Raw genomic sequence first — 21,572 nt, 5'->3', positions numbered from 1 at the left:
CCCCAGTAGAGCCACGCCATGCGTGGCTTTGCTGTATCTGGAGAAACACGATGGAAGAAGACGTTCTGCTGAAGAAGCTGCGCTGGCGCTGCCGCCGCGGCATGCGTGAGCTGGACCAGCTGTTCGGCCGCTACCTGGACCACGAGTGGAGCACTGCGCCGACCGAAGAGCGCGAGGTTTTCCTGTTCCTGCTCGACTGCGAGGACGATAAGTTGTGGCGCTGGTTCATGGGCTACGAGGCCTGCCCGCATGCGCACGCGATCCCCCTCATGCAGAAGATCCTCGCCCTCAAGCCTTGAGTGGCGCCCCTCGCGGCTGCAGGCCGCCGCCCAGCTGGCGGTGCTGCTGGCTGCGCCGTGGCTGCTGCGCGCATCGGATCTGCCTTCACGGCTGCTGATGCCCGCAGTGGTGCTGGCCTGGTGCACGGGCCTGGCCGAACTGGCCTGGCGCCAGCGCAGGCCGCGCGTGCAGGTGCTTCTGCCTCCGCTTCCCGAGCCGATTCGGGTGGCCGGGCAGGACGTCGAGGCACCCCGGCTGGTGGTGCGCGGGCCGTGGCTGCTGTTGCGTTGGCATCAGGACCAGCGCCGCCGGTGCCTGCTGTTCTGGCCGGATGTGCTCGATTCCGGGCAGCGACGTGAACTGCGACTGGCCGTGGCCGCACGCGCCGTTTCCCGTCAGCCCCGGACGATGGCACCATAAGCTGAATTGACCGGCGTGCCTGCATGTTCAAACCCATTCCCGTGGCCATTGGCCTGCGCTACCTGCGCGCCAAGCGCCGCAACGGCTTCATCTCCTTCATCTCGATGGCATCGATCCTGGGCATCGCGCTCGGCGTTACGGTGCTGATCACCACGTTGGCGGTGATGAGCGGATTCCAGAAGGAAATCCGCAGCCGCCTGCTGCAGATGACCGCGCACACCACCATCAGCCGCGACGGCGAGCCGATGCCGGACTGGATGCGCGTGGTCGACGTAGCCCGCAAGGATCCGCGCGTGGCCGGTGCCGCGCCTTACATCGAGATCCAGTCGATGATCAGCGGCCCGCGCGTGCAGGGTGCGATCATCCAGGGCATCGATCCGGCGCTGGAGCCGAAGGTATCGGTGATCGACAAGAAGGTCACCAAGGGCAGCTATGCCAGCCTGACGCCGGGCAGCTTCAACCTGCTGCTGGGCAAGGAACTGGCGATCTGGCTCGGCGTCGACGTCGGTGACCAGGTGCTGGTGACCTTCGCCGAAGTGCAGGGCACGCCTGCCGGTGCCGTGCCGCGGATGAAACGCTTCACCGTCAGCGGCATCTTCGAGGCCGGCTACAACGAGGTCGACCGGGGCGTCGGCTTCGCCAACATGCAGGACCTGGAGCGCGTGCTGCGCAGCGACGGCGCCACCGGCGTGCGGCTGAAACTGCACGACATGGACCGCTCGCTGGAAGTGGGTGTGGACCTGGCGCAGAGCCTGGGTGGTGCGTACCGGGTAAGTGACTGGACCCAGCAGAACGCCAACCTCTACCACTCGCTGCGCATGGAGAAGGTGGTGATGGGCATCCTGCTGTCGCTGATCATCGCCATGGGTGCGTTCAACCTGGTGTCCTCGCAGGTGATGCTGGTGACCGACAAGCAGGCCGACATCGCCATCCTGCGCACCCTCGGCCTGACCCCGGGCGGGGTGATGCAGGTGTTCATGGTGCAGGGTTCGCTGATTGGCATCTTCGGCACGCTGGCCGGCCTGATCGGCGGCATCACCCTGACCCTCAACCTGGAACGCATCCTCGGTGCAATCGAGAGCGTGTTCAACGTCAAGCTGCTGCCGGAGGATGTGTACTACATCACCGGCCTGCCGACCGACATGCAGACCGGCGACGTGGTGGCGATCACCGTGGTCGCGCTGCTGATGAGCTTCCTGGCCACCCTGTATCCCGCCTGGCGGGCAGCACGCACCCAGCCGGCGGAGGCCCTGCGTTATGAATAAGGTCTTCAACCGCGGCGATGAGGTGATCCGCGCCGAAGCACTGGGCAAGACCTACGCCGAAGGGCGCATGCAGACCCCGGTGTTCGATGGACTGGACCTGACCGTGACCGCCGGCGAAACCGTGGCGATCATCGGTGCCTCCGGTGCCGGCAAGAGCACGCTGCTGCACCTGCTGGGCGGGTTGGATATTCCGACCGCAGGCGAGGTCTACGTGACCGGCCAGCGCATGTCCGCGCTGTCGGACACCGCGCGTGGCCTGCTGCGCAACCAGGCGCTGGGCTTCGTCTACCAGTTCCACCACCTGTTGCCTGAGTTCACCGCGCTGGAAAACGTGATGATGCCGGTGCTGCTGGCCGGCACTGCCGTGGCCGAAGCGAGCAGCCGGGCCACCACGCTGCTGGAAGCGGTCGGCCTCGGACATCGCCTGGACCACAAGCCGGGCGAGCTGTCCGGCGGCGAACGCCAACGTGCCGCGGTGGCACGTGCGCTGGTCAATCATCCGGCCTGCGTGCTCGGTGACGAGCCGACCGGCAACCTGGATGACCGCACCGCGGGCACCGTGTTCGAGCTGATGCTGGAACTCAACCGCGCGCGTCATACCAGCCTGGTGCTGGTTACCCACGACCGCAGCCTGGCGCGGCGCCTGGACCGGGTGCTGGAGCTGCGCGAAGGGCGCCTGCACGCACTGGCCCACGCCGACGTCTGAGCGGCCGGCAACGGCCGCCTCCCGGCGCCTGAACGGGTTTACCTGCCCTCGCGCCGGTCGCACATCGGCCGGCGCATGATCGCAGCAGGTTCCCCGAGGAGATCGCCATGAAGACCCCGATCCTGATCGCCGGACTCTGCCTGGCGCTGGCCGCCTGCGCGACCACCGGCCGGCTCAGCAGTACCGAGAAACTGGATCTTTACCGCGCCCACGCCGGCGCGCCGCAGAACGACATGCAGTTCTTCGGCAGCCTCAATGGCTGGACCGAACTGGGTGACAGCGCGCTGGCGGTGTGGACCCGGCCGAGCGAGGCTTACCTGCTGGAACTGAGTGGTCCGTGCCCGGACCTGTCGTACGCCACCGCCATCGGGTTGACCAGCAGCATGGGCCGCGTGTCATCGCGTTTCGACAAGGTGCTGGTGCGCGACCCGACCGGTGGCCCGCGCATGCCGTGCTTCATCAACAGCATCCGCAAGCTGGACGTGAAGGCACTGCGTGCCTCCGAGCAGGAGCTGCGCCAGGCGCAGGTGCAGGAGCGCGAGGAAAATACGAAATAGCGCGGTAGTGCCGGCCGCTGGCCGGCAACCTGGCATCTGCGCGATGCCGGCCAGCGGCCGGCACTACCTGTGGGTCAGGCTTCCGGGGTGAAGCCGGCAGGCTTTTCCGCGTCCTTCTCGAACAGGAACTTGACCAGTTCGCCCTCAAGGAATGCGCGATGCTCCGGGGTGCGCGGCGACAGGCGGTTTTCGTTGATCAGCATGGTCTGGTGCGCGAGCCACGCGGCCCAGGCCTGCTTGCCGATGTTGTTGAAGATGCGCTGGCCCAGTTCGCCGGGGTAGGGCACGAAGTCCAGGCCCTCGGCATCGCGTTGTTCGTACTGGCAGAAGACGGTTCGGGACATGGCACTCACTCGTGGTTGCGGGGTTTCTTGGAATTTCGTTTCGGCGCCTTGGTCGTGGCGCCGTCGAGCAGCTTGCGGATCGGCGCTGGCAGGCCCAGCGCGGGCAGCTCGTCGTTGGCGACCCAGCGCAGCGTGGGTTCTTCCACGCGCAGGCCGTGCACCTGCCGCGACAGTACCTGCAGGTGCAGCTTGTAGTGGCTGAAGGTGTGCTGCAACACCGGCAGTTCCTCGGCGTCTTCCAGCGAACCTTCGACGTGCGCGTCGAACCAGTCCTGCAGTACGCTGCCGGCATCGGCCTGCGGCAGCGTCCACAGCTGCGCCCAGATGCCGGTGTCCGGCCGCTTCTGCAGCAGCACGCGCTGCTGGGCATCGCGCAGCAGCAGGGCCACGGCTTCGCGCTCGGGCAGGGTCTTGCTGGGCTTGGGCGTGGGCAGTTCGGCGGTACGGCCTTCGCGGCGCGCCGCGCACGCGTCCTGCAGCGGGCAGATCACGCAGGCTGGCTTGGCGCGGCTGCACACCGTCGCACCCAGGTCCATCTGCGCCTGGGTGTAATCAGCCATTCGCCCGGCCGGCACCTGCGCCACGTGCGCCTCGGCAATCGACCACAACTGTTTCTCGATGGCCGGCAGGCCGGGAAAGCCGTCGATGCCGTGGTAACGGCTGAGCACGCGCTTGACGTTGCCATCGAGGATCGCGAACGGATCGTTCCAGGCCTGGCTGAGGATCGCACCTGCGGTGCTGCGGCCGATGCCGGGCAGGGCATGCAAGGCATCGAAATCGCGCGGCAGGTCGCCGTCGTGCAGTTCCACGCAGCGCTTCGCGGCGGCATGCAGGTTGCGTGCGCGGGCGTAGTAGCCGAGCCCGGCCCACTGCGCCATCACCGCGTCATTGCTGGCGGCGGCGAGGTCGGGCAGCGTCGGGAAATGCTGCAGGAACCGCTGGAAGTACGGGATGACCGTGGCTACCTGGGTCTGCTGCAGCATGATTTCCGACAGCCAGACCCGATAGGGGCTGCGTGGGTGCTGCCAGGGCAGGTCGTGGCGACCATGGTCGTCGAACCAGTGCAGCAGGCGGGCGACGAAACCGTCCCGTTCTGCAGTTTCGGCGCTGGCGTGCGGCTGGCGGGGCATTGGAGTTCCAGAGAGGCAGCCACCCGTGGGGTGGCTCTACCAGGCTGCGGTAGAGCCACGCCATGCGTGGCTGCGCGGTGTATCAGGCGCCCAGCGCTTCGGGCAGCAGGGCGTCGACGAAGGCTTCCGGATCGAACACGCGCAGGTCTTCCGGGCGCTCGCCGATACCGGCAAAGCGGATCGGGATGCCGAACTCGCGGGCCAGCGCGAACACCACGCCGCCCTTGGCAGTGCCGTCCAGCTTGGTCACCACCAGGCCGGTCACGTTCACTGCGGCATTGAACTGGCGCAACTGCGACAGCGCGTTCTGGCCGGTGGTGCCGTCGATCACCATCAGCACTTCGTGCGGGGCGGTGGGGTCGATCTTGCCGAGCACGCGGCGGATCTTGCCCAGCTCGTTCATCAGGCCGGACTGGGTGTGCAGGCGGCCGGCGGTATCGGCGATCAGCACCGAGGTGCCGCGGGCCTTGCCGGCCTGCAGCGCGTCGAATGCCACCGAAGCGGCATCGGCGTTCTGCCCCTGCGCGACCACGGCTACGCCGTTGCGCTCGCCCCAGGCCTGCAACTGGGCCACGGCGGCGGCGCGGAAGGTATCGCCGGCAGCCAGCATCAGGCTGTGGCCGTCGTCCTTGAAGCGCTTGGCCAGCTTGCCGATGGTGGTGGTCTTGCCGACGCCGTTGACGCCGACGGTGAGCACCACGAAGGGCTTGGCGTTGCGATCGATCACCAGCGGCTTGGCCACCGGCTGCAGGATCGCGATCAGCTCGGCGCGCAACGCGGCCAGCAGCGCATTGGCGTCGGCGAACTCGCGCGACTTCATGCGCTTGCGCAGGCCCTCGACCAGATCGGTGGTGGCGCCCACGCCGACGTCGGCGGTGATCAGTGCGGTTTCCAGTTCGTCCAGCAGATCGTCGTCGAGCTTGGGGTTGCGCGAGAACAGTCCACCGAAGCTGCGCGCGATGACGCTGTTGCGCAGGCGTTCGCGCCAGCCGGGCTTGCCGGCAGGCGCCGGAACGGCATCGATCGAGGCGGCGGCAGGCAGGTCGTCGGTGACCGGTGCCGGGGTGGGCTGAGGCAGTGGTGCGGGTGCCGGTTCGATGGCCGGGGCCGCCACCGGGGCGACATCGATCCGGGCGGCCGATTGCGGAGCGCTCGGAGCGGGAACGACCGGAGCCGGAACCACCGGAGCCGGAACCACCGGGGTGGGCTCGAAAGCGACCGGAACGACGGCTGCCGGCGGCGGCTCGGCCGGCGCAGGCGCGGCCGGTACGGCTACCGGTGCTGGCTCTTTGTCCTCGACCGGCGCGGCCGACGGGAACGCCGCCGCCAGCTCTTCAGCCGAGTAGTGCTGGGTCTTGGGTGCCTCCGCTGCGGGGGCATCCTGGGGCTTCTTGCGGCGGAAAAAACTGAGCATTGGCAAAAGGCGCTGAAATCAGGGGGATATGCTACCACTCGGGCCTGTCGGGCCGATGTGGACTCAAGGTCGCGGCCCGCCGGCCGTTAACCGGTCCGGAGGGCTGCGTCGTGCGGCCCGGAGACCGCCATGGACAACGTGATGGGAATTGCCCTCGGCGGGATGCGTGCGTCCCAGCAGGGCGTGCAGGTGGCTGCGCACAACGTGGCCAACCTGGCGACCCCGGATGCCCAGCGCCTGCAGCTGCAGGGCAGTGCTGCCGGGCAGGGTGGGGTGCAGGCCGCGGTGATTCCCGTCGGCGCCGATGCCGGCGCGCCGCCGGGTGACCTGCTGGCCGCGAAAGCCGAGGTGGTGGCCTTCGCCGCCAATGCCGCGGTGATCCGCCGCCAGGACCAGATGCTGGGTTCGCTGCTGGATCGCGACGCCTGAACCCCTTCGGCAGGCGCCAACCGCCGCCCCTGGTGGGTGCCAACCTTGGTTGGCACTCTCCACCCGCGCCGGTAGGTGCCAACCTTGGCTGGCACGCTCGATCCGCCCCGGTAGGTGCCAACCTTGGTTGGCACGCTTTTGGGGCGCCAACCAAGGTCGGCCTCTACCAGAGCACCGCCGGGTAAGCCGGGCCATGCCCGGCGACCACCCTGTCGATCAGGCCGACAGCTCCAGCAGCAGCTTGTTCAGCCGCGCCACGTAGGCACCCGGGTCCTTCAGGCTGTCACCGGCGGCCAGCGCGGCCTGGTCGAACAGCACCCGGCCGAGGTCGTCGAAACGCGCGCCATCGGCTTCGGCATCCAGCTTGGCAATCAGTGGGTGGCCCGGGTTGATTTCCAGCACCGGCTTGCTGTCCGGCACCTTCTGCCCGCTGGCTTCCAGGATCTGGCGCATCTGCAGGCCCAGGTCCTGTTCGCCGATGGCCAGCACCGCCGGCGAATCGGTCAGGCGGTGTGACACGCGCACTTCGGCCACGTCATCGCCCAGCACGGTCTTCAGGCGCTCGACCAGGCCCTGCTTGTCCTTCGCCGCGGCTTCCTGTTCCTGCTTGTCCGCTTCGGTTTCCAGCGCGCCCAGGTCGAGGTCGCCACGAGCGATGTCGACGAAGCCCTTGCCGTCGAAATCGGTCAGGTAGCCCATCAGCCACTCGTCGATGCGGTCGGTCAGCAGCAGCACTTCCACGCCCTTCTTGCGGAACACTTCCAGGTGGGGGCTGTTGCGCACCTGGCTGTAGCTCTCGCCGGTCAGGTAGTAGATCTTGTCCTGGCCTTCGGTCATGCGGCCGAGGTAATCGGCCAGCGACACCGTCTGCGCATCGCTGTCGCCGCGGGTGGAGGCGAAGCGCAGCAGCCCGGCCACCTTCTCGCGGTTGTTGTAGTCCTCGGCCGGGCCTTCCTTCAGCACTTGGCCGAATTCCTTCCAGAACGTGGCGTATTGCTCCGGCTTGTCGGCGGCCAGCTTGTCCAGCATGTCCAGCGAGCGTTTGGTCAGCGCCGCCTTCATCGAATCGATGACCGGGCCGGACTGCAGGATCTCGCGCGAGACGTTCAGCGACAGGTCGTTGGAGTCGACCACGCCCTTGATGAAGCGCAGGTACAGCGGCAGGAACTGCTCGGCCTGGTCCATCACGAACACGCGCTGCACATAGAGCTTCAGGCCCTTGGGCGCATCGCGGTGGTACAGGTCGAACGGCGCGCGGCCGGGCACGTAAAGCAGCGAGGTGTACTCCAGCTTGCCTTCGACCTTGTTGTGGCTCCACGCCAGCGGATCGCTGTGGTCGTGCGCCACGTGCTTGTAGAACTCGGTGTACTCGGCGTCGCCGATCTCGGTGCGCGGACGGGTCCACAGCGCGCTGGCGCGGTTGACGGTCTCCCACTCGACGGTGGCGCCTTCCTCGCCTTCCTTCGGCATCTGGATCGGCAGGCCGATGTGGTCCGAGTACTTCTTGAGGATGCTGCGCAGGCGCCAGCCGTCGGCGAAATCATGCTCGCCATCCTTCAGATGCAGGACGATGCGGGTGCCGCGCTCGGCCTTGTCGACGGTGGCGACGTTGAAATCGCCTTCGCCGCGCGAGGTCCAGCGCACGCCTTCACCTGCGGCCAGGCCGGCGCGGCGCGAGGTCACTTCGACCTCGTCGGCAACGATGAAGGCGCTGTAGAAGCCGACGCCGAACTGGCCGATCAGCTGCGAATCCTTCTTCTGGTCGCCGGACAGCTGGCGCAGGAAATCGCCGGTGCCGGACTTGGCGATCGTGCCGAGATGGGCAATCGCCTCGGCGCGACTCATGCCGATGCCGTTGTCTTCGATGGTGATGGTGTGGGCGGCGGGGTCGAAGCTGACGCGCACGCGCAGTTCGCTGTCGCCTTCCAGCAGGGCCGGCTGGGTCAGGGCTTCGAAGCGCAGCTTGTCGGCGGCGTCGGCGGCGTTGGAGACCAGCTCGCGCAGGAAGATCTCCTTGTTGGAGTACAGCGAGTGGATCATCAGCTGCAGCAGCTGCTTGACTTCGGTCTGGAAGCCAAGGGTTTCGGTCTGGGTGGTCTCGGTCATCGATAGGGCTCCATGTGCAATGCCGCGCCAGCGCGTGCGGCCTCGCCAAGGGGTATGGCTGATTGTCCCGAAATCAAGGGGTTGGTCGGCCGGGCGGCGCCCGGCACCTGCAGAGGCCGAAGCAACAGCAACAGCAACAGCAACAGCAACAGCGGGCTATCCGTGGGATGGCGGGGCGGTGTGGGTTGGCAGGACACGCCGTAAACCCCCCTCCGGGGGCCGGCCCAGCCGCTGGCGGCTGTGCGTTCGGGCGCTTGCGAAGCAGTGCTTCGCAAGCAAAGCGCCCTCACCCATGGGGGCTCGATGGCGCCATCCATGGCGCCAACGGTCCTGCCACCCCACACCGCCCCGCCTCTGACAGGTTCACTCGGCTGTTGGTGGGTGTCGACCTTGGTCGACACATCTGTCAGACATCGAAATAAATCTGGGGTCAGATCCGTTTTCCGCAGGAAAACGGATCTGACCCCAAGAGCCGTTCCGACAGATCGCAGGGAACTGTCGAAGGCGGGGTGCATCCAATGGGGTCAGATCCGTTTTCTGCAGGAAAACGGATCTGACCCCAAGAGCCGTTCCGACAGATCGCAGGAAACTGTCGAAGGCGGGGTGGGTCCGGTTGAGGGGGCGTGAGCCGCATGGATGCGGCGACCGAGCTTACATGGACGTACTTGCAGCGTCCCCCTCAACCGGACCCACCCCGCCATCCCGCGGGGATGCCCGCTGTTGCTGTTGCTTCGGCTTCTGCGGGTGCCGGGCGCCGCCCGGCCGAACTACAATCCCGCTCATGCTGAATTTCTCGAATTCCTCCCGCCGGGGGCGCCGATGAGCGGCCGCGGTGGCAATGACGGCCAGGTCCGCATCATCGGCGGGCGCTGGCGCAATACCCGGCTGCCGGTGCCGACCCTGCCGGGCCTTCGCCCCAGCAGCGACCGCGTGCGCGAGACCCTGTTCAACTGGCTGATGCCCAAGCTCGGCGGGGCCCGCGTGCTGGACCTGTTCGCTGGCAGTGGCGCGCTGGGCCTGGAGGCGGTCTCGCGTGGCGCTGCCCACGCCACCCTGGTCGAGCGCGATGCGCAGCTGGGACGCAACCTGACCGCCGCCGTCGCCAGGCTGCAGGCCAGCGACCAGATCACCGTCGTGCAGGCCGATGCCCTGCGCTGGCTGCAAGGGGCGCAGGCGCAGCAGGCCGACCTGGTCTTCATCGACCCGCCGTTTGCCGATGGCCTGTGGCAGGACGTGCTGGCCCAGCTGCCGCGGCACCTGGCCGCCGACGCCTGGCTGTACCTGGAATCGCCGGCCGGCCACGTGCCGGTGCTGCCGCCGGACTGGCTGCTGCACCGCGAGGGTGGCACCCGCGAGGTGCGCTTTGCCCTGTACCGCCGTGCCACTGCTACACTTTGACCTCATCTGAACATCTGCATCCGCCCATGACCGTGGCCAATCGCCGCATTGCCGTCTACCCCGGCACGTTCGACCCCATCACCAACGGTCATATCGACCTTGTGAGCCGGGCCGCGCCGCTGTTCGAAAAGGTCGTGGTCGGCGTGGCGCAGAGCCCGTCCAAGGGCCCGGCGCTGCCGCTGGAGCAGCGCGTGCAGCTGGCGCGTGGCGCGCTGGCCCACCACGGCAACGTCGAGGTCATCGGCTTCGATACCCTGCTGGCCCATTTCGTACGTTCGGTGCAGGGCGGGGTGCTGCTGCGCGGCCTGCGCGCGGTGTCCGACTTCGAGTACGAATTCCAGATGGCCAGCATGAACCGCCACCTGATCCCCGAGGTCGAGACCCTGTTCCTGACCCCGGCCGAGCAGCACAGCTTCATTTCGTCCTCGCTGGTCCGCGAGATCGCGCGCCTGGGCGGCGACGTGTCCGGTTTCGTGCCGGCCGCGGTGCTCGAAGCCCTGCGCAAGGTCCGCGAAGCGAAGTCGGCACAGTCGTAAGCCCCGCTGTACCCGCACCCCATTACGTACACCACCACGCACCATTCCGGGAGGAAACCCATGAACACCACCATGCGCGCGATGCTGATCGCTTCGTTGGCCCTGGCCTTCACCGCCTGCAAGAAGGAAGAGGCCGCTCCGGTCGACGAGGCCAAGCCGGCCCTGGTCGCCCCGGCCAAGGACGACGATGCAGGCTGGAAGAAGTACCTGCAGGAAGTGGCGATCCAGAACATGGGCAACATCACCAACAGCCCGTTCCTGTACTACCTCTCGCCGGAATCGGACCCGGACTTCCAGGCCAAGTACGAGCGCCAGACCGAGAGCGCGACCCAGGCCGTGGCCCGTGGCGTGCAGCCGGGCAACATGCTGGCCTTCGGTTCGTCGGCCTCGGGCAAGATGGCTGACATGATCCAGGCCGTGTTCAAGGACGTGTCGCCGGATTCGATGAAGGGCGTGCGCGTCGTCTTCATCGGCCAGTCGGCCGACAACGCCCGCGTGCAGGCTGCGATCCAGCCGACCGGTGCCGAGTACATTTTCGTCGAAGCCAAGTAATACCGAGCCATGGCGGCCATGCTCCGGCATGGCCCGGGCGGCATCCTGCAAGGGGCGCCGCTGATGACCTGACCGGCCCGCGCGCCCGCGCTGGCCGGTCCTTTGTCCCAGGGCGCGGGCGAGGAGTATCGCCGTGTCGCTGAAAATCAACGAGCTCTGCGTCAACTGCGACGTGTGCGAGCCGGCCTGCCCCAACCAGGCCATTGCGATGGGTGAAACCATCTACGTGATCGACCCTGCGCGCTGCACCGAATGCGTGGGTCATTTCGACGAGCCACAGTGCGTGGTCGTCTGCCCGGTCGAGTGCATCGACCCGGACCCGGAGATCGTGGAAACGGAAGACCAGCTGCTGGCCAAGCTGCGCCAGCTGCAGCACGATCACCCCGAACTCTACGCGGAGCCCCCATCCGAATGAAGACGCTGATCGTCCACCCCCTGTTGCTGCTCGGCCTGCTGCTGAGCCCCATGGCCTGGGCTGACAGCCCGGCCCGTGCCGATCGCCCTGATGGCGCGGCCATTGCCAGCGGCCACGCACTGGCCACCCAGGCCGGCATCGACATCCTGGCGCAGGGCGGCAACGCCTTCGACGCTGCAGTGGCGGTGTCGTCCACGCTGGCGGTGGTCGAGCCGATCAGTTCCGGGTTGGGCGGCGGCGGCTTCTTCCTGCTGCACGACGCGGCCACCGGCAAGGATGTGATGCTGGATGCGCGCGAGACCGCCCCGGCTGCGGCGACCCCGCAGGCCTTCCTCGACAAGCAGGGCAACCTGGACCGTGATCGTTCGGTCAACGGTGCCTGGTCGGCGGGTATTCCCGGCCTGCCCGCAGCGCTGGTCGAGCTGTCGGCCAAGCATGGCAAGCTGCCGTTGTCCGCCTCGCTGCAGCCGGCGATCCGCATCGCGCGCGAAGGTTTCCCGGTGTACGACCGCATGGCCAAGGGCTACGCGTCGCGGCGTGAAGTGATGGAGCGCTATCCCGGCACGCGCGAGGTCTACCTGCGCAATGGCAAGCCGATCGCCAGCGGCGACCTGTTCAAGCAGCCGGAACTGGCGCAGACGCTGGAGCGCCTGGCCGCGGGTGGCTTTGATGGCTTCTACAAGGGCCAGACCGGAAAGCTGTTGCTGGCGGGCGTGAAGCAGGCTGGCGGCAAGTGGACCGCTGAAGAACTGGCCGGTTACCGCGTCAAGCAGCGCGAGCCGATCGTGTTCAACTACAACGGCTGGAAGATCACCACCGCGCCGCCGCCGTCGTCCGGTGGCATCGCGCTGGCCAGCATGCTGCAGATCCTGGAAGGCTGGGACATCAGGAAGATGGACCCGGCCCACCGCACCCACCTGGTGGTGGAGTCGATGCGCCGCGCCTACCGCGACCGCACCTTCTTCCTCGGCGATCCGGACTTCGTGCAGATCCCGCAGAAAGTGCTGACCAGCAAGGACTACGCACAGGGCCTGCGGGCGACCATCCATCTGGAGAAGGCCACGCCCAGCGACCTGCTGTCGGGCAACCCGACGCCGCTGGAAGATGACGAGACCACGCACTTCTCGATCATCGACCGCGACGGCAACCGCGTCGGCGCCACCCAGACCGTCAACCTGCTGTATGGCTCGGGGCTGATTCCCAAGGGCACCGGCGTGCTGCTGAACAACGAGATGGACGACTTCGCGCTGAAGCCGGGCACGCCCAATGCGTTCGGCGTGATGGGCTATGAGGCCAATGCGCCGAAGGCCGGCAAGCGCATGCTCAGCTCGATGACGCCGACCTTCATGGAGAACGCCGACAAGGTCGTGGTGCTGGGCACCCCGGGTGGCAGCCGCATCATCACCATGGTGCTGCTGGGCATCCTCGGCTACGACGACGGCCTGGATGCACAGCAGGTTGCCGCGCTGCCGCGCTACCACCACCAGTGGCTGCCGGACCTGATCGAAGCCGAGGACGATGCGTTCGACGCGGCGACGGTGAAGCAGTTGCAGGCGATGGGCCACAAGATCGACCTGCCGGGTGACGTCGCCGCAGGCGGCCGCGGTTCCAGTCACGTGTGGGGCAACCTGCAGACCGTGGAATGGGACCGCAAGGCGAACAAGCTGTTCGGCGGCAGCGACCCCCGCAACCCGGTGGGCAGCGCCCAGGTCGTGCCGGCACGCTGATCCGGTAGCGCCGGCTGCTGGCCGGCAATCCGGCAGATTACCGAAACCCCGCCTTTGCCGGCGGGGTTTTCTGTTTCCTTTCTAGCGATTATTTAACGGGCCGGCGCCGATAATCGACGCATGAAACTCTGGTCTATTCGTGGAAACTCGCAGCGCCTCGATGGCGGCGCGATGTTCGGCAACGCACCGCGTGCGTTGTGGGAAAAATGGGCGGCGCCGGACGAGCTCAATCGCATCGAGCTGGCCTGCCGCGCACTGCTTGCCAGTCCGCTGGAAGGCAAGACCGTGCTGTTTGAAACGGGTATCGGGGCGTTCTTCGATCCGCGCATGCGCGAGCGCTACGGCGTGCAGGAAAGCCAGCACGTACTGATCGATTCGTTGCGCGAAGCCGGCTTCGAGCACGAGGATATCGACGTGGTGGTGCTCAGCCACCTGCACTTCGATCATGCCGGTGGCCTGCTGGCGGCATGGAGCGAAGGGCGAGAGCCGGAACTGCTGTTCCCCAATGCGACTTATGTGGTCGGTGCGCAGCATTGGCAGCGCGCCGTGCAGCCGCATCCGCGCGACCGTGCCAGCTTCATTCCGGAACTGCCGGGCCTGCTGCAGGCCAGTGGCCGGCTGGAAGTGGTGGACGGGGAGTACTCGAAGGCACTTGGCCGCAGCGTGCGCTTCAGCTACAGCGACGGGCATACGCCGGGACTGATGCTGGCCGAGATCGTCGGTCACGCGCATGCCGGCGAAAGTGCGCATGGTGGCGTGGTGTTCTGTGCCGACCTGATCCCGGGGCGCTCATGGGTACACGTGCCGATCACCATGGGCTACGACCGCAACGCCGAGCTGCTGATCGACGAGAAGCGGCAGTTCCTTGAAGACAAGCTGGCGCGCAACGTGCGGCTGTTCTTCACCCACGACCCGCAGGTGGCGCTGGCGCAGCTGGGCCGTGATGACAAGGGACGTTTCGTGACCCTGCACGAACAGGGCGAGCTGAAGGCGCGCGCCCTGGGGTAATGAAAAGGCCGGGCAATGCCCGGCCTTTCACTGACGGTGGCAGATCCACGCCATGCGTGGATGGCGTTCGATCCGGACGCGACGATTATGACGACTTCAGGCAGCTGCTCATGAAGGTCTTGCGCGCATTACCGGCCAGCTTCTTCGCGCCCGCGTCAGCGTTGCACTTGCGCATCCGTTCCTGCTGCGGATTGACCGCCTTGGTCTCGGCAGCGTGGCCGCTGAGGCAGGAGCTCTGCGCGGTCTTGTAGGCATCACCCTTCAAGCCCTTGTTCTTGGCCGAGCATTCGGCCATGCGCTGCTGCTGCGGGGTTGTGGCGTTGGCAGCCAGGGGCAGGCCGACCAGCAGGACGGCGGCCAGCAGGAAAGAGGCTTTCATCGAGAGCTCCAAGGGTGGCGGGTGCGCGGAGCATTCGCTTCAGGCCGGCAAGGCCACGTGAAGAATCACGCCAGTGCCGCGCCTGCTTGCGGCAACGTTCAGACCGGCGTATTACTTAGCTATATGGGTAAGTATTATCCTGCCATTGAAGACGTCTTCCAGGCACTGGCCGACCCGACCCGTTGCGCGATCGTAGCGGCGCTGGGGCAGGGGCCGCGCACGGTGTCGATGCTGGCCGAACCCTTCGAGATGGCCTTGCCCTCACTGATGAAACACCTGGCCGTGCTGGAGCGCAGCGGCGTGGTGCGCAGCCACAAGCAGGGGCGCACACGCACCTGCGAACTGGTGCCGGCGCGGCTGGGCCAGGCCGAACAATGGCTCGCAGAACAGCGTGCGGCTTGGGAAGCGCGTTCCGACCGCATGGTCGATTTCGTCGAAACCCTTCACCGACAGGAGCAGGCCCATGGCCGTAGACGCAGGTAACAACCCCGACACCGATCTGGTGATCTGCCGTGTGCTGAACGCACCGCGCGCCGCCTTGTGGCGGGCGTGGACCGACCCGGAACTGCTGCGCCAGTGGTGGTGCCCGAAGCCGTGGACCACCGAGGTACGCGCATTCGACCTGCGCCCCGGCGGGGCCTTCCACACCTTCATGCAGGGTCCCGATGGCGGCAGCAGTGACAATCCGGGCAGTTTCCTGGAGATCGTGCCGCAGCAGCGCCTGGTGTTCACCTCGATGCTGGGTGCGGGCTGGCGACCGCAGTCACCCTGGCTGGGCTTTACCGCCGTGATCACGATGGAGGACGAGGGGCAGGGCTGCCGCTACACCGCGCGGGTGATGCACCCGGACAAGGCGCTGCGTGACCAGCATGAGCAGCTGGGCTTCTTCGACGGCTGGAACACCGCCATCGACCAGCTGGAAGCCTTCGCCGCCGGGCTGTAGGCCGGAATGCGGGGTGGTGGGGTCAGGGCCCTTTCTGCGAAAGGGGTCCGACCCCCGCGATGTTGGGGTCGGATCCCTTTCGCTGTGAAAGGGCTCTGACCCCGGTTCACCGGATCAACCGACGCGGGTACCGAAGATGCGGTCGCCGGCGTCGCCCAGGCCCGGCAGGATGTAGCCCTTGTCGTTGAGCTGGGCATCGATGGCTGCGGTGTAGATCTCCACGTCCGGGTGCACGGCCTTGACCGCTTCGATGCCTTCCGGCGCGGCCACCAGGAAGATGCCCTTGATGCGGCGGGCACCGGCACGCTTGAGCATGTCGATGGTGGCGATCAGGGTGCCGCCGGTGGCCAGCATCGGGTCCAGGATCAGCGCGTCGCGCTCTTCCAGGCGGCCGGTCAGGCGCTCGAAGTAGGGCACCGGCTGCAGGGTTTCCTCGTCGCGCTGCAGGCCGACCACGCTGACACGGGCCGCCGGGATCAGCGACAGCACGCCGCTGAGCATGCCCAGGCCGGCACGCAGGATCGGCACCACGGTGATCTTGGCGCCGGCAATACGCTGCACCGTCACCGGGCCGGCCCAGCCGGGCAGGGTGTGCGGCTCGGTGTCCAGGTCGGCGGTGGCCTCGTAGGCCAGCAGCGTACCCAGCTCGTTGGCCAGTTCGCGGAAATCCTTGGTGCTGAGCGCAGCGTTGCGCATCAGGCCGATCTTGTGCTGCACCAGCGGGTGGCGCACTTCGACGATCTTCATGGTCGGGAAGGGGGAAAAGGAGAGAGGAGGCCATTTTGCCGGATTGGCGTGTCGAATCCCAAACCGGGCCTGGATCTGATGTACATGAAATGTGCAGGCGCATGTCACGGCCATGCAACCTTGCGGACATACCGTGCAGACCCATTCTTAACAGGAATGGGGATTCCCAGTGCATATCAAGACTCCGTTGGCCGTTGCCATCACCCTGACCCTGGCGATGGGGGCCGCGGCACCGCTGCAGGCTGCCGGGCAACAGGCGGTAGCCGCTACCGGCGCCGTGGCGGCCGACGCGGTAGACCTGGACCGTATCGAAGTGCGCGCCCAGCTCGAATCGCAGATCCGCGCGGTCGACCTCAAGCGCAGCAGCGACGCCATCGAGGACGCGGTGTCCTCCGATACCCTGGGCCAGTATCCGGACAAGAACGTGGCCGAATCACTGCAGCGCCTGCCGGGCGTCAGCGTGACCCGCGACCAGGGCGAAGGCCGCTTCGTGGTCATTCGCGGCCTGGATGCCAATCTCAACAGCGTCAGCGTGGATGGCATCGCCATCGGTACGCCGGAAGATTCCAGCCGCGCCGCGCCGCTGGACGTGATCCCATCGGACTCCACCGAGCGCCTGCGCGTGGTCAAGTCGCCGACCCCGGACATGCCCGGTGATGCCATCGGCGGCGCCGTGCTGGTGGAATCGGCGTCGGCCTTCGACCGCGACGGCCGCAGCCTGCGCGGCAAGATCGAGGGCAGCCACCAGCAGCTGTCCGGCGAGACCAGCCCCAAGGCCGCCTTCAACTACAGCGAAGTGTTCAACGACACGTTCGGCGTGGCGCTGGGCGTGAACTACCAGAAGCGGAAGTTCGAGTCGGACAACACCGAAGTGGAATATGACGGCGAGGACGATGCCGCCCCCGGTGACGTGACCGCGATCAACCTGCAGCACCGCAAGTACGAGATCGAGCGCAAGCGCATCGGTGCCAACCTCAACCTCGACTGGCGCCCCAACGAAGACAGCACGTACTACCTGCGCACGCTGTACAGCCAGTTCGACGATGCGGAGACCCGCCAGCGCGTGATCTTCAACTTCGACGACGCGAAGATGGTCAAGACCGGCACCGACCAGTACCGGCTCGATGGCATGCCGAAGGACTCGATCGACAAGCGCATGCGCTACCGCACCAAGAAGGAGAACACCTTTGCGGCCAGTCTTGGTGGCGAGAACAAGCTGACCAACGCCGTGGTCGATTACCGGATCGGCTACACCCGTACCGAAGAGCGCGTGAACGACGAGATGGAGGCGCGCTTCAAGCTCAACGGCAAGGCCTTCAATGGCACCCTGGACCAGAGCAGCCGCCTGCCCAGCTACAGCTTCGACAATCCGCAGTGGCTGGACAACGGCAACTACGCGTTCGACCGCGTCGTGCTTTCGCCCAAGCAGGTGAACGACAAGGAACACAGCGCGCAGGTCAACGTGCGCTTCGACGGCGACAGCAGCAGCATCAAGTTCGGCCTGCTGGGCCGCTGGCGCGACCGCGACGTGAATGTCGATGAGCGCGAACTGCGCGTCGGCCCGAAGGTGGTGCTGTCGAGCTGGACCACCTCTTCGCCGGAGCATCGCCACGGCAACATGGGGGATGGCATGGACTCGGCTGCGATGCGCGCGTTCTGGGCCGCCAATGGTGGCCAGTACAGCGCCCGCCCGCAGGATGTCGGCGGCAATGCGATGACGTCGCTGGAAGAGGATTACGTGGCCAGCGAGGACATCTTCGCCAGCTATGCCATGGGTACCTGGGATGTGGGCGCGCTGCGCATCATCGGCGGCGTGCGCGTGGAGAACACCCGCTTCAAGGCAGTCGGCAACCAGGTGGACGTGGCCGCCAACGGCCGCAGCTTCACGGTCACCCCGCGCGTGGCCAACAGCAGCTACACCAACGTGCTGCCGGGCCTGCATCTGCGCTATGACGCGGCCGATGACTGGGTGCTGCGCGCCTCGGCCAACAAGACCGTATCGCGCCCGTCCTTCGGCGACGTCTCGCCGCGCGTGGGTTACAGCCGCGGTGACGAGGAAGTGCGCCTGGGCAACCCGGAACTGGATCCGTACGAGTCGAAGAACATCGACCTGTCGGTGGAGAAGTACATCGGCAGCAGCGGCATCGTTTCGCTGGGCCTGTTCCACAAGTCGATCGATGGCTACATCGTGGAGACCGTGCGGACCAATGATCCGGCCTACGGCGGATTCGACGTGACCCAGCCGATCAATGGTCGCAAGGCCATCGTGCGTGGCGCGGAGTTCAACTGGCAGCAGCAGCTGGCCTTCCTGCCGGAGGGCCTGGATGGCCTGCTGGTCGGTGCCAGTGGCACCTGGCTGGACACCACGTTCGATGCCGGCATCAAGGGACGTGAGGGCGAGGACTTCACCCTGCCGCGCGCTTCCAAGCATGTCTACAGCGCACACATCGGCTATGAAAAGTACGGTGTAAGCACGCGTCTGGCGGCCGTGTACCGCAGCGAGTATTTGGACAGCATCGGCAAGGGGCGTGCATTCGACATCTACGTGGCACCCAACACCCAGCTCGATTTCTCGCTGGACTACAAGTTCACCCCGCGCGTGAGCATGTACTTCGAAGCGCAGAACCTGCTGGACAAGCCGCTGGAGCTGTACCAGGGCACCCGCTCGCGCACCCTGCAGATGGAAGAGTACGGCCGCACCTATGCGCTGGGCCTGAAGGTGGCGCTGTGATGGGGCGTGGCGTCACTGTCCTGGCCGCCGCGCTGGCGGCTACGCTGGTCGCCGGCTGCACGCCGGCCACCGGCAACGATCCGGTTGCGGGAGCGGCCGCGCCGGCCGCCAATGGCGAGCGCGTGGTGAGCACCATCGCCGAAGCGTTCCTGTCACCGATGACCCCGGCCGACAACATCGACTCGCCGGCGGCCTGGCGCGCGCCGGACGGCGCGCTGTGGCTGATCGCCACCGCCAAGGCCACCGACAAGCTGGTGGTCTACGACGGCAGCACCGGCCAGCACCTGCGTGACGTCGGCAGCAGCGGCACCGCACCGGGGCAGTTCGACCGCCCAAACGGCATCGCGGTGACCGACGACCTGCTGTGGATCGTCGAGCGCGACAATCACCGCGTGCAGGTGCTGAGCCTGCCGGACTTCGCGCCGCTGGCGACCTTCGCTGCGGACGACCTGCGCAAGCCGTACGGTCTGTGGGTCGACCGCCGTGCCGATGGCTACAGCGTCTACGTCACCGATTCCTGGGACAACGGCGAGGATGCGCAGGGGCGTGACATCCTGCCGCCGCTGGCCGAGCTGGACAAGCGCGTGCGCCAGTACCATGTGACCCGCGACGGCGCGAAGGTCGAGGCGAAGCTGGTGGCCAGCATCGGCGATACCACCGAGGCCGGTGCACTGCGCGTGGTCGAGTCGATCTGGGGCGACCCCGAGAACGACCGGCTGCTGATTGCCGAAGAGGACGAGCGCTACGCCAGCGAGTTCAAGGTCTACACCCTGGCGGGCCGCTTCACTGGCACCACCTTTGGCCGCGACGTGTTCAAGGCCCAGGCCGAAGGCGTGACCCTGCGCACCTGCGGCAAGGACGGCTGGTGGATCACCACCGAACAGGGCAAGCAGCGCAGCGTGTTCCACCTGTTCGACCGGCACACGCTGAAGCCGGTCGGCGCGTTCCAGGGCAATACCGTGGCCAACACCGATGGCATCTGGATGATGCAGCAGCCCAGCGCGCGCTTCCCACACGGTGCGCTGTATGCAGTACATGACGACCAGGGCGTGGTGGCCTTCGATTGGGAGAGCATCGCCAAGCAGCTGGCGTTGCCGCTGGAGTGTGGCGCATGAGCGGGCAGTGCGTAATGCGCGCGCTGGCGCTGGGCCTGCTGCTGGCGCTGCCGTCGCTGTCGTTCGCGGCGGCCGAACCGAATACCCAGGTGCCGGCAGGTAGCCGCCACTACGCGGCGACGACGGTGCCGGACCGCATCGTCGCCTCGCCGGCGGTTGATTCCAGCCATGGGTTCGCCGTGGCCTGGCGTACCGACGACAGCGTGCAGGCGCCGCTGCTGGAAATCGCGCTGGCCGCAGATTCGCCGGCCATTGAAGGCATCCGCCAGGTGCGTGCGACGACCCGCGCGCTGCAGACCGAGAACGGTCTGTCGCACCACCATCGGGCAGATATCGATGGCCTGCAGCCGGATACCCAGTACGTCTACCGTGTGCAGGGCAATGGCAGCTGGAGCGCCTGGAACCAGCTGCGCACGCTGGCCAGCGCCGATCAGCCGCTGACCCTGCTGTACTTCGGCGATACCCAGAACAAGAACGTCAGCCATGTCAGCCGCGTGGTGCGTGCCGCGCAGAAGGCTGCGCCGCAGGCGCGCATGAGTCTGTTTGCCGGTGACCTGGTCAGCGGAGGCGACAACATGGATGACAGCGAGTGGGGTGAGTGGTTCGCTGCGACCAGTTGGCTGGCGCAGGAAACGCTGGTGGCGCCGGCCATCGGCAACCACGAGTACTTCGAGGAATTCGAGGACACCCCGCAGGAGCGCCGCGTGCTGGGCCGCCACTGGCCGGTGACGTTCGCGCTGCCGGGCAATGGTGCCACCGCCGCGCAGCAGACCAGCTACTGGTTCGATGCGCAGGGCGTGCGCGTGGCCGTGGTCGATGGCACATCGGCACTCGACCTCGGCACCGCCAAGGCGCAGGCACAGTGGCTGGACAAGGTGCTGACCGGCAATCGGCAGGCGTGGACCATCGTGCTGCTGCACCAGCCGTTCTACTCGCCGCGCGAAGGGCGCGAGAACGCCGCGTTGCGTGACGTGCTGCTGCCGGTGGTACGCCGCCACAACGTCGATCTGGTGCTGCAGGGCCATGACCACACCTATGGCCGCCGTGGCGAAGGGCAGGCCGCGACGCCGCAGTATGTGGTGACCGTGGCCGGACCGAAGCAGTACCGCCTTTCCGACGAAGCGCGCAGGACGATGGACCCGGTGGCCGAGGACACCCAGCTGTTCCAGGTGCTGAACATCGACCCGCAGCACCTGCGCTATGAAGCACGCACCGTGACCGGCCGTCTTTACGATGCCTTCGAATTGCGTCGTGATGCCAAGGGTGGAAAGCAGCGCACGGAGTTGACCGAAGGCCGCATCACGCCACGCGACTGCCCGCGTGCGCAGACCGCCAAGGGTCGCGCCGACCGCTGCTGGGAATGAGGAGACG

General features: G+C 67.0%; 23 protein-coding genes. 17 read left to right on the top strand and 6 right to left on the bottom strand.

Features of this window, described 5'->3' with window-relative positions:
• Positions 1-50 precede the first annotated feature (50 nt).
• From AC5P53_RS09340 to AC5P53_RS09320, 5 genes are all read left to right on the top strand, one after another.
• Complete coding sequence (locus AC5P53_RS09340; RefSeq protein WP_005409080.1) at positions 51-299, top strand: FAD assembly factor SdhE; 249 nt, start codon at positions 51-53, stop codon at positions 297-299.
• Positions 250-699 (top strand): hypothetical protein, encoded by a 450-nt coding sequence (locus AC5P53_RS09335; RefSeq protein WP_053496093.1) that lies wholly within the window; start codon positions 250-252, stop codon positions 697-699. Before AC5P53_RS09340 ends, AC5P53_RS09335 begins: the two co-directional genes overlap by 50 nt.
• Positions 700-722: 23 nt before the next feature.
• Positions 723-1,964 (top strand): lipoprotein-releasing ABC transporter permease subunit, encoded by a 1,242-nt coding sequence (locus AC5P53_RS09330; protein WP_032958619.1) that lies wholly within the window; start codon positions 723-725, stop codon positions 1,962-1,964.
• Positions 1,957-2,670 (top strand): lipoprotein-releasing ABC transporter ATP-binding protein LolD, encoded by a 714-nt coding sequence (lolD, locus tag AC5P53_RS09325; RefSeq protein WP_014036806.1) that lies wholly within the window; start codon positions 1,957-1,959, stop codon positions 2,668-2,670. Before AC5P53_RS09330 ends, lolD begins: the two co-directional genes overlap by 8 nt.
• Positions 2,671-2,777: 107 nt before the next feature.
• On the top strand, positions 2,778-3,227 hold the full coding sequence (locus tag AC5P53_RS09320; RefSeq protein WP_032958624.1) for a DUF6491 family protein: 450 nt from the start codon (positions 2,778-2,780) through the stop codon (positions 3,225-3,227).
• Between the two features lie 74 nt (positions 3,228-3,301).
• On the opposite strand, the gene AC5P53_RS09315 is transcribed toward AC5P53_RS09320, so the two are convergent.
• The 3 genes from AC5P53_RS09315 to ftsY form a co-directional block, all read right to left on the bottom strand.
• Positions 3,302-3,571 carry an oxidative damage protection protein gene (locus AC5P53_RS09315; protein WP_004153160.1) on the bottom strand — a complete coding sequence of 90 codons (270 nt, stop codon included), beginning with the start codon at positions 3,569-3,571 and terminating at the stop codon, positions 3,302-3,304.
• A 5-nt stretch (positions 3,572-3,576) separates the two neighbouring features.
• Positions 3,577-4,701, bottom strand: coding sequence for an A/G-specific adenine glycosylase (gene mutY / locus AC5P53_RS09310; protein WP_046429947.1), 1,125 nt, complete (start codon positions 4,699-4,701; stop codon positions 3,577-3,579).
• A gap of 82 nt (positions 4,702-4,783) precedes the next feature.
• On the bottom strand, positions 4,784-6,115 hold the full coding sequence (gene ftsY / locus AC5P53_RS09305) for a signal recognition particle-docking protein FtsY (protein ID WP_046429948.1): 1,332 nt from the start codon (positions 6,113-6,115) through the stop codon (positions 4,784-4,786).
• A 129-nt stretch (positions 6,116-6,244) separates the two neighbouring features.
• Here ftsY and AC5P53_RS09300 point away from each other — a divergent pair, with 129 nt between their 5' ends.
• Positions 6,245-6,544 (top strand): hypothetical protein, encoded by a 300-nt coding sequence (locus tag AC5P53_RS09300; RefSeq protein WP_495227324.1) that lies wholly within the window; start codon positions 6,245-6,247, stop codon positions 6,542-6,544.
• A 216-nt stretch (positions 6,545-6,760) separates the two neighbouring features.
• Here AC5P53_RS09300 and htpG read toward each other — a convergent pair whose 3' ends face one another.
• Positions 6,761-8,650, bottom strand: coding sequence for a molecular chaperone HtpG (gene htpG / locus AC5P53_RS09295; RefSeq protein ID WP_046429950.1), 1,890 nt, complete (start codon positions 8,648-8,650; stop codon positions 6,761-6,763).
• Positions 8,651-9,469: 819 nt separating this feature from the next.
• Here htpG and rsmD point away from each other — a divergent pair.
• From rsmD to AC5P53_RS09265, 6 genes are all read left to right on the top strand, one after another.
• The gene (rsmD, locus tag AC5P53_RS09290; protein ID WP_014646773.1) at positions 9,470-10,048 is read left to right on the top strand and encodes a 16S rRNA (guanine(966)-N(2))-methyltransferase RsmD; all 579 of its coding nucleotides are present in this window, start codon (positions 9,470-9,472) and stop codon (positions 10,046-10,048) included.
• A gap of 26 nt (positions 10,049-10,074) precedes the next feature.
• Positions 10,075-10,584: a pantetheine-phosphate adenylyltransferase gene (coaD, locus tag AC5P53_RS09285; RefSeq protein WP_014036814.1), complete on the top strand. Its 510-nt coding sequence runs from the start codon at positions 10,075-10,077 to the stop codon at positions 10,582-10,584.
• 60 nt (positions 10,585-10,644) lie between these two features.
• Positions 10,645-11,136 (top strand): hypothetical protein, encoded by a 492-nt coding sequence (locus tag AC5P53_RS09280; RefSeq protein WP_032959157.1) that lies wholly within the window; start codon positions 10,645-10,647, stop codon positions 11,134-11,136.
• Between the two features lie 133 nt (positions 11,137-11,269).
• Entirely contained in the window at positions 11,270-11,551 is a 282-nt protein-coding gene (locus tag AC5P53_RS09275; RefSeq protein ID WP_004153175.1) for a YfhL family 4Fe-4S dicluster ferredoxin, read from the top strand.
• Complete coding sequence (gene ggt, locus AC5P53_RS09270; protein WP_495227323.1) at positions 11,548-13,278, top strand: gamma-glutamyltransferase; 1,731 nt, start codon at positions 11,548-11,550, stop codon at positions 13,276-13,278. The genes AC5P53_RS09275 and ggt overlap by 4 nt, the downstream gene beginning before the upstream one ends.
• A 120-nt stretch (positions 13,279-13,398) precedes the next feature.
• Positions 13,399-14,286 (top strand): MBL fold metallo-hydrolase, encoded by an 888-nt coding sequence (locus AC5P53_RS09265; RefSeq protein ID WP_019338337.1) that lies wholly within the window; start codon positions 13,399-13,401, stop codon positions 14,284-14,286.
• Between the two features lie 85 nt (positions 14,287-14,371).
• Here AC5P53_RS09265 and AC5P53_RS09260 read toward each other — a convergent pair whose 3' ends face one another.
• Positions 14,372-14,665 (bottom strand): PsiF family protein, encoded by a 294-nt coding sequence (locus tag AC5P53_RS09260; RefSeq protein ID WP_495227321.1) that lies wholly within the window; start codon positions 14,663-14,665, stop codon positions 14,372-14,374.
• A gap of 57 nt (positions 14,666-14,722) precedes the next feature.
• Between AC5P53_RS09260 and AC5P53_RS09255 the strand changes: the two genes are divergently transcribed.
• Both AC5P53_RS09255 and AC5P53_RS09250 read left to right on the top strand, forming a co-directional pair.
• Positions 14,723-15,148, top strand: a complete 426-nt coding sequence (locus AC5P53_RS09255) for an ArsR/SmtB family transcription factor (RefSeq protein WP_229653747.1) — start codon at positions 14,723-14,725, stop codon at positions 15,146-15,148.
• The gene (locus AC5P53_RS09250) at positions 15,129-15,608 is read left to right on the top strand and encodes an SRPBCC family protein (RefSeq protein WP_014646778.1); all 480 of its coding nucleotides are present in this window, start codon (positions 15,129-15,131) and stop codon (positions 15,606-15,608) included. The genes AC5P53_RS09255 and AC5P53_RS09250 overlap by 20 nt, the downstream gene beginning before the upstream one ends.
• Positions 15,609-15,722: 114 nt before the next feature.
• On the opposite strand, the gene upp is transcribed toward AC5P53_RS09250, so the two are convergent.
• Positions 15,723-16,355 carry a uracil phosphoribosyltransferase gene (gene upp, locus AC5P53_RS09245; protein WP_005409099.1) on the bottom strand — a complete coding sequence of 211 codons (633 nt, stop codon included), beginning with the start codon at positions 16,353-16,355 and terminating at the stop codon, positions 15,723-15,725.
• A gap of 217 nt (positions 16,356-16,572) precedes the next feature.
• On the opposite strand from upp, the gene AC5P53_RS09240 reads away from it, so the two are divergent.
• Genes AC5P53_RS09240 through AC5P53_RS09230 form a run of 3 tightly spaced genes read left to right on the top strand, consistent with a single transcriptional unit; the run spans position 16,573 to position 21,565 of the window.
• Positions 16,573-19,086, top strand: coding sequence for a TonB-dependent receptor (locus tag AC5P53_RS09240; protein WP_495227402.1), 2,514 nt, complete (start codon positions 16,573-16,575; stop codon positions 19,084-19,086).
• Positions 19,086-20,201: an NHL repeat-containing protein gene (locus AC5P53_RS09235; RefSeq protein WP_032959149.1), complete on the top strand. Its 1,116-nt coding sequence runs from the start codon at positions 19,086-19,088 to the stop codon at positions 20,199-20,201. The genes AC5P53_RS09240 and AC5P53_RS09235 overlap by 1 nt, the downstream gene beginning before the upstream one ends.
• Positions 20,198-21,565: a purple acid phosphatase family protein gene (locus AC5P53_RS09230; RefSeq protein WP_053496001.1), complete on the top strand. Its 1,368-nt coding sequence runs from the start codon at positions 20,198-20,200 to the stop codon at positions 21,563-21,565. The genes AC5P53_RS09235 and AC5P53_RS09230 overlap by 4 nt, the downstream gene beginning before the upstream one ends.
• The last annotated feature ends 7 nt before the right edge of the window (positions 21,566-21,572 follow it).

The organism is Stenotrophomonas sp. YJH_SMC_82 (genome assembly GCF_059368875.1).
This window is presented reverse-complemented; position numbering and strand designations above follow the sequence as displayed.

Excerpts from the sequence above, each read along its gene's own strand:
- AC5P53_RS09320 (WP_032958624.1), top strand. The coding sequence starts at position 2,778 with ATGAAGACCCCGATCCTGATCGCCGGACTCTGCCTGGCGCTGGCCGCC.
- AC5P53_RS09250 (WP_014646778.1), top strand. The coding sequence starts at position 15,129 with ATGGCCGTAGACGCAGGTAACAACCCCGACACCGATCTGGTGATCTGC.
- upp (WP_005409099.1), bottom strand. The coding sequence starts at position 16,355 with ATGAAGATCGTCGAAGTGCGCCACCCGCTGGTGCAGCACAAGATCGGC.
- rsmD (WP_014646773.1), top strand. The coding sequence starts at position 9,470 with ATGAGCGGCCGCGGTGGCAATGACGGCCAGGTCCGCATCATCGGCGGG.
- AC5P53_RS09300 (WP_495227324.1), top strand. The coding sequence starts at position 6,245 with ATGGACAACGTGATGGGAATTGCCCTCGGCGGGATGCGTGCGTCCCAG.
- lolD (WP_014036806.1), top strand. The coding sequence starts at position 1,957 with ATGAATAAGGTCTTCAACCGCGGCGATGAGGTGATCCGCGCCGAAGCA.
- mutY (WP_046429947.1), bottom strand. The coding sequence starts at position 4,701 with ATGCCCCGCCAGCCGCACGCCAGCGCCGAAACTGCAGAACGGGACGGT.
- AC5P53_RS09260 (WP_495227321.1), bottom strand. The coding sequence starts at position 14,665 with ATGAAAGCCTCTTTCCTGCTGGCCGCCGTCCTGCTGGTCGGCCTGCCC.
- AC5P53_RS09240 (WP_495227402.1), top strand. The coding sequence starts at position 16,573 with ATGGGGGCCGCGGCACCGCTGCAGGCTGCCGGGCAACAGGCGGTAGCC.
- AC5P53_RS09330 (WP_032958619.1), top strand. The coding sequence starts at position 723 with ATGTTCAAACCCATTCCCGTGGCCATTGGCCTGCGCTACCTGCGCGCC.
- ftsY (WP_046429948.1), bottom strand. The coding sequence starts at position 6,115 with ATGCTCAGTTTTTTCCGCCGCAAGAAGCCCCAGGATGCCCCCGCAGCG.
- AC5P53_RS09340 (WP_005409080.1), top strand. The coding sequence starts at position 51 with ATGGAAGAAGACGTTCTGCTGAAGAAGCTGCGCTGGCGCTGCCGCCGC.
- AC5P53_RS09335 (WP_053496093.1), top strand. The coding sequence starts at position 250 with ATGCGCACGCGATCCCCCTCATGCAGAAGATCCTCGCCCTCAAGCCTT.
- AC5P53_RS09265 (WP_019338337.1), top strand. The coding sequence starts at position 13,399 with ATGAAACTCTGGTCTATTCGTGGAAACTCGCAGCGCCTCGATGGCGGC.
- AC5P53_RS09280 (WP_032959157.1), top strand. The coding sequence starts at position 10,645 with ATGAACACCACCATGCGCGCGATGCTGATCGCTTCGTTGGCCCTGGCC.
- AC5P53_RS09230 (WP_053496001.1), top strand. The coding sequence starts at position 20,198 with ATGAGCGGGCAGTGCGTAATGCGCGCGCTGGCGCTGGGCCTGCTGCTG.
- AC5P53_RS09315 (WP_004153160.1), bottom strand. The coding sequence starts at position 3,571 with ATGTCCCGAACCGTCTTCTGCCAGTACGAACAACGCGATGCCGAGGGC.
- ggt (WP_495227323.1), top strand. The coding sequence starts at position 11,548 with ATGAAGACGCTGATCGTCCACCCCCTGTTGCTGCTCGGCCTGCTGCTG.
- AC5P53_RS09235 (WP_032959149.1), top strand. The coding sequence starts at position 19,086 with ATGGGGCGTGGCGTCACTGTCCTGGCCGCCGCGCTGGCGGCTACGCTG.
- coaD (WP_014036814.1), top strand. The coding sequence starts at position 10,075 with ATGACCGTGGCCAATCGCCGCATTGCCGTCTACCCCGGCACGTTCGAC.
- htpG (WP_046429950.1), bottom strand. The coding sequence starts at position 8,650 with ATGACCGAGACCACCCAGACCGAAACCCTTGGCTTCCAGACCGAAGTC.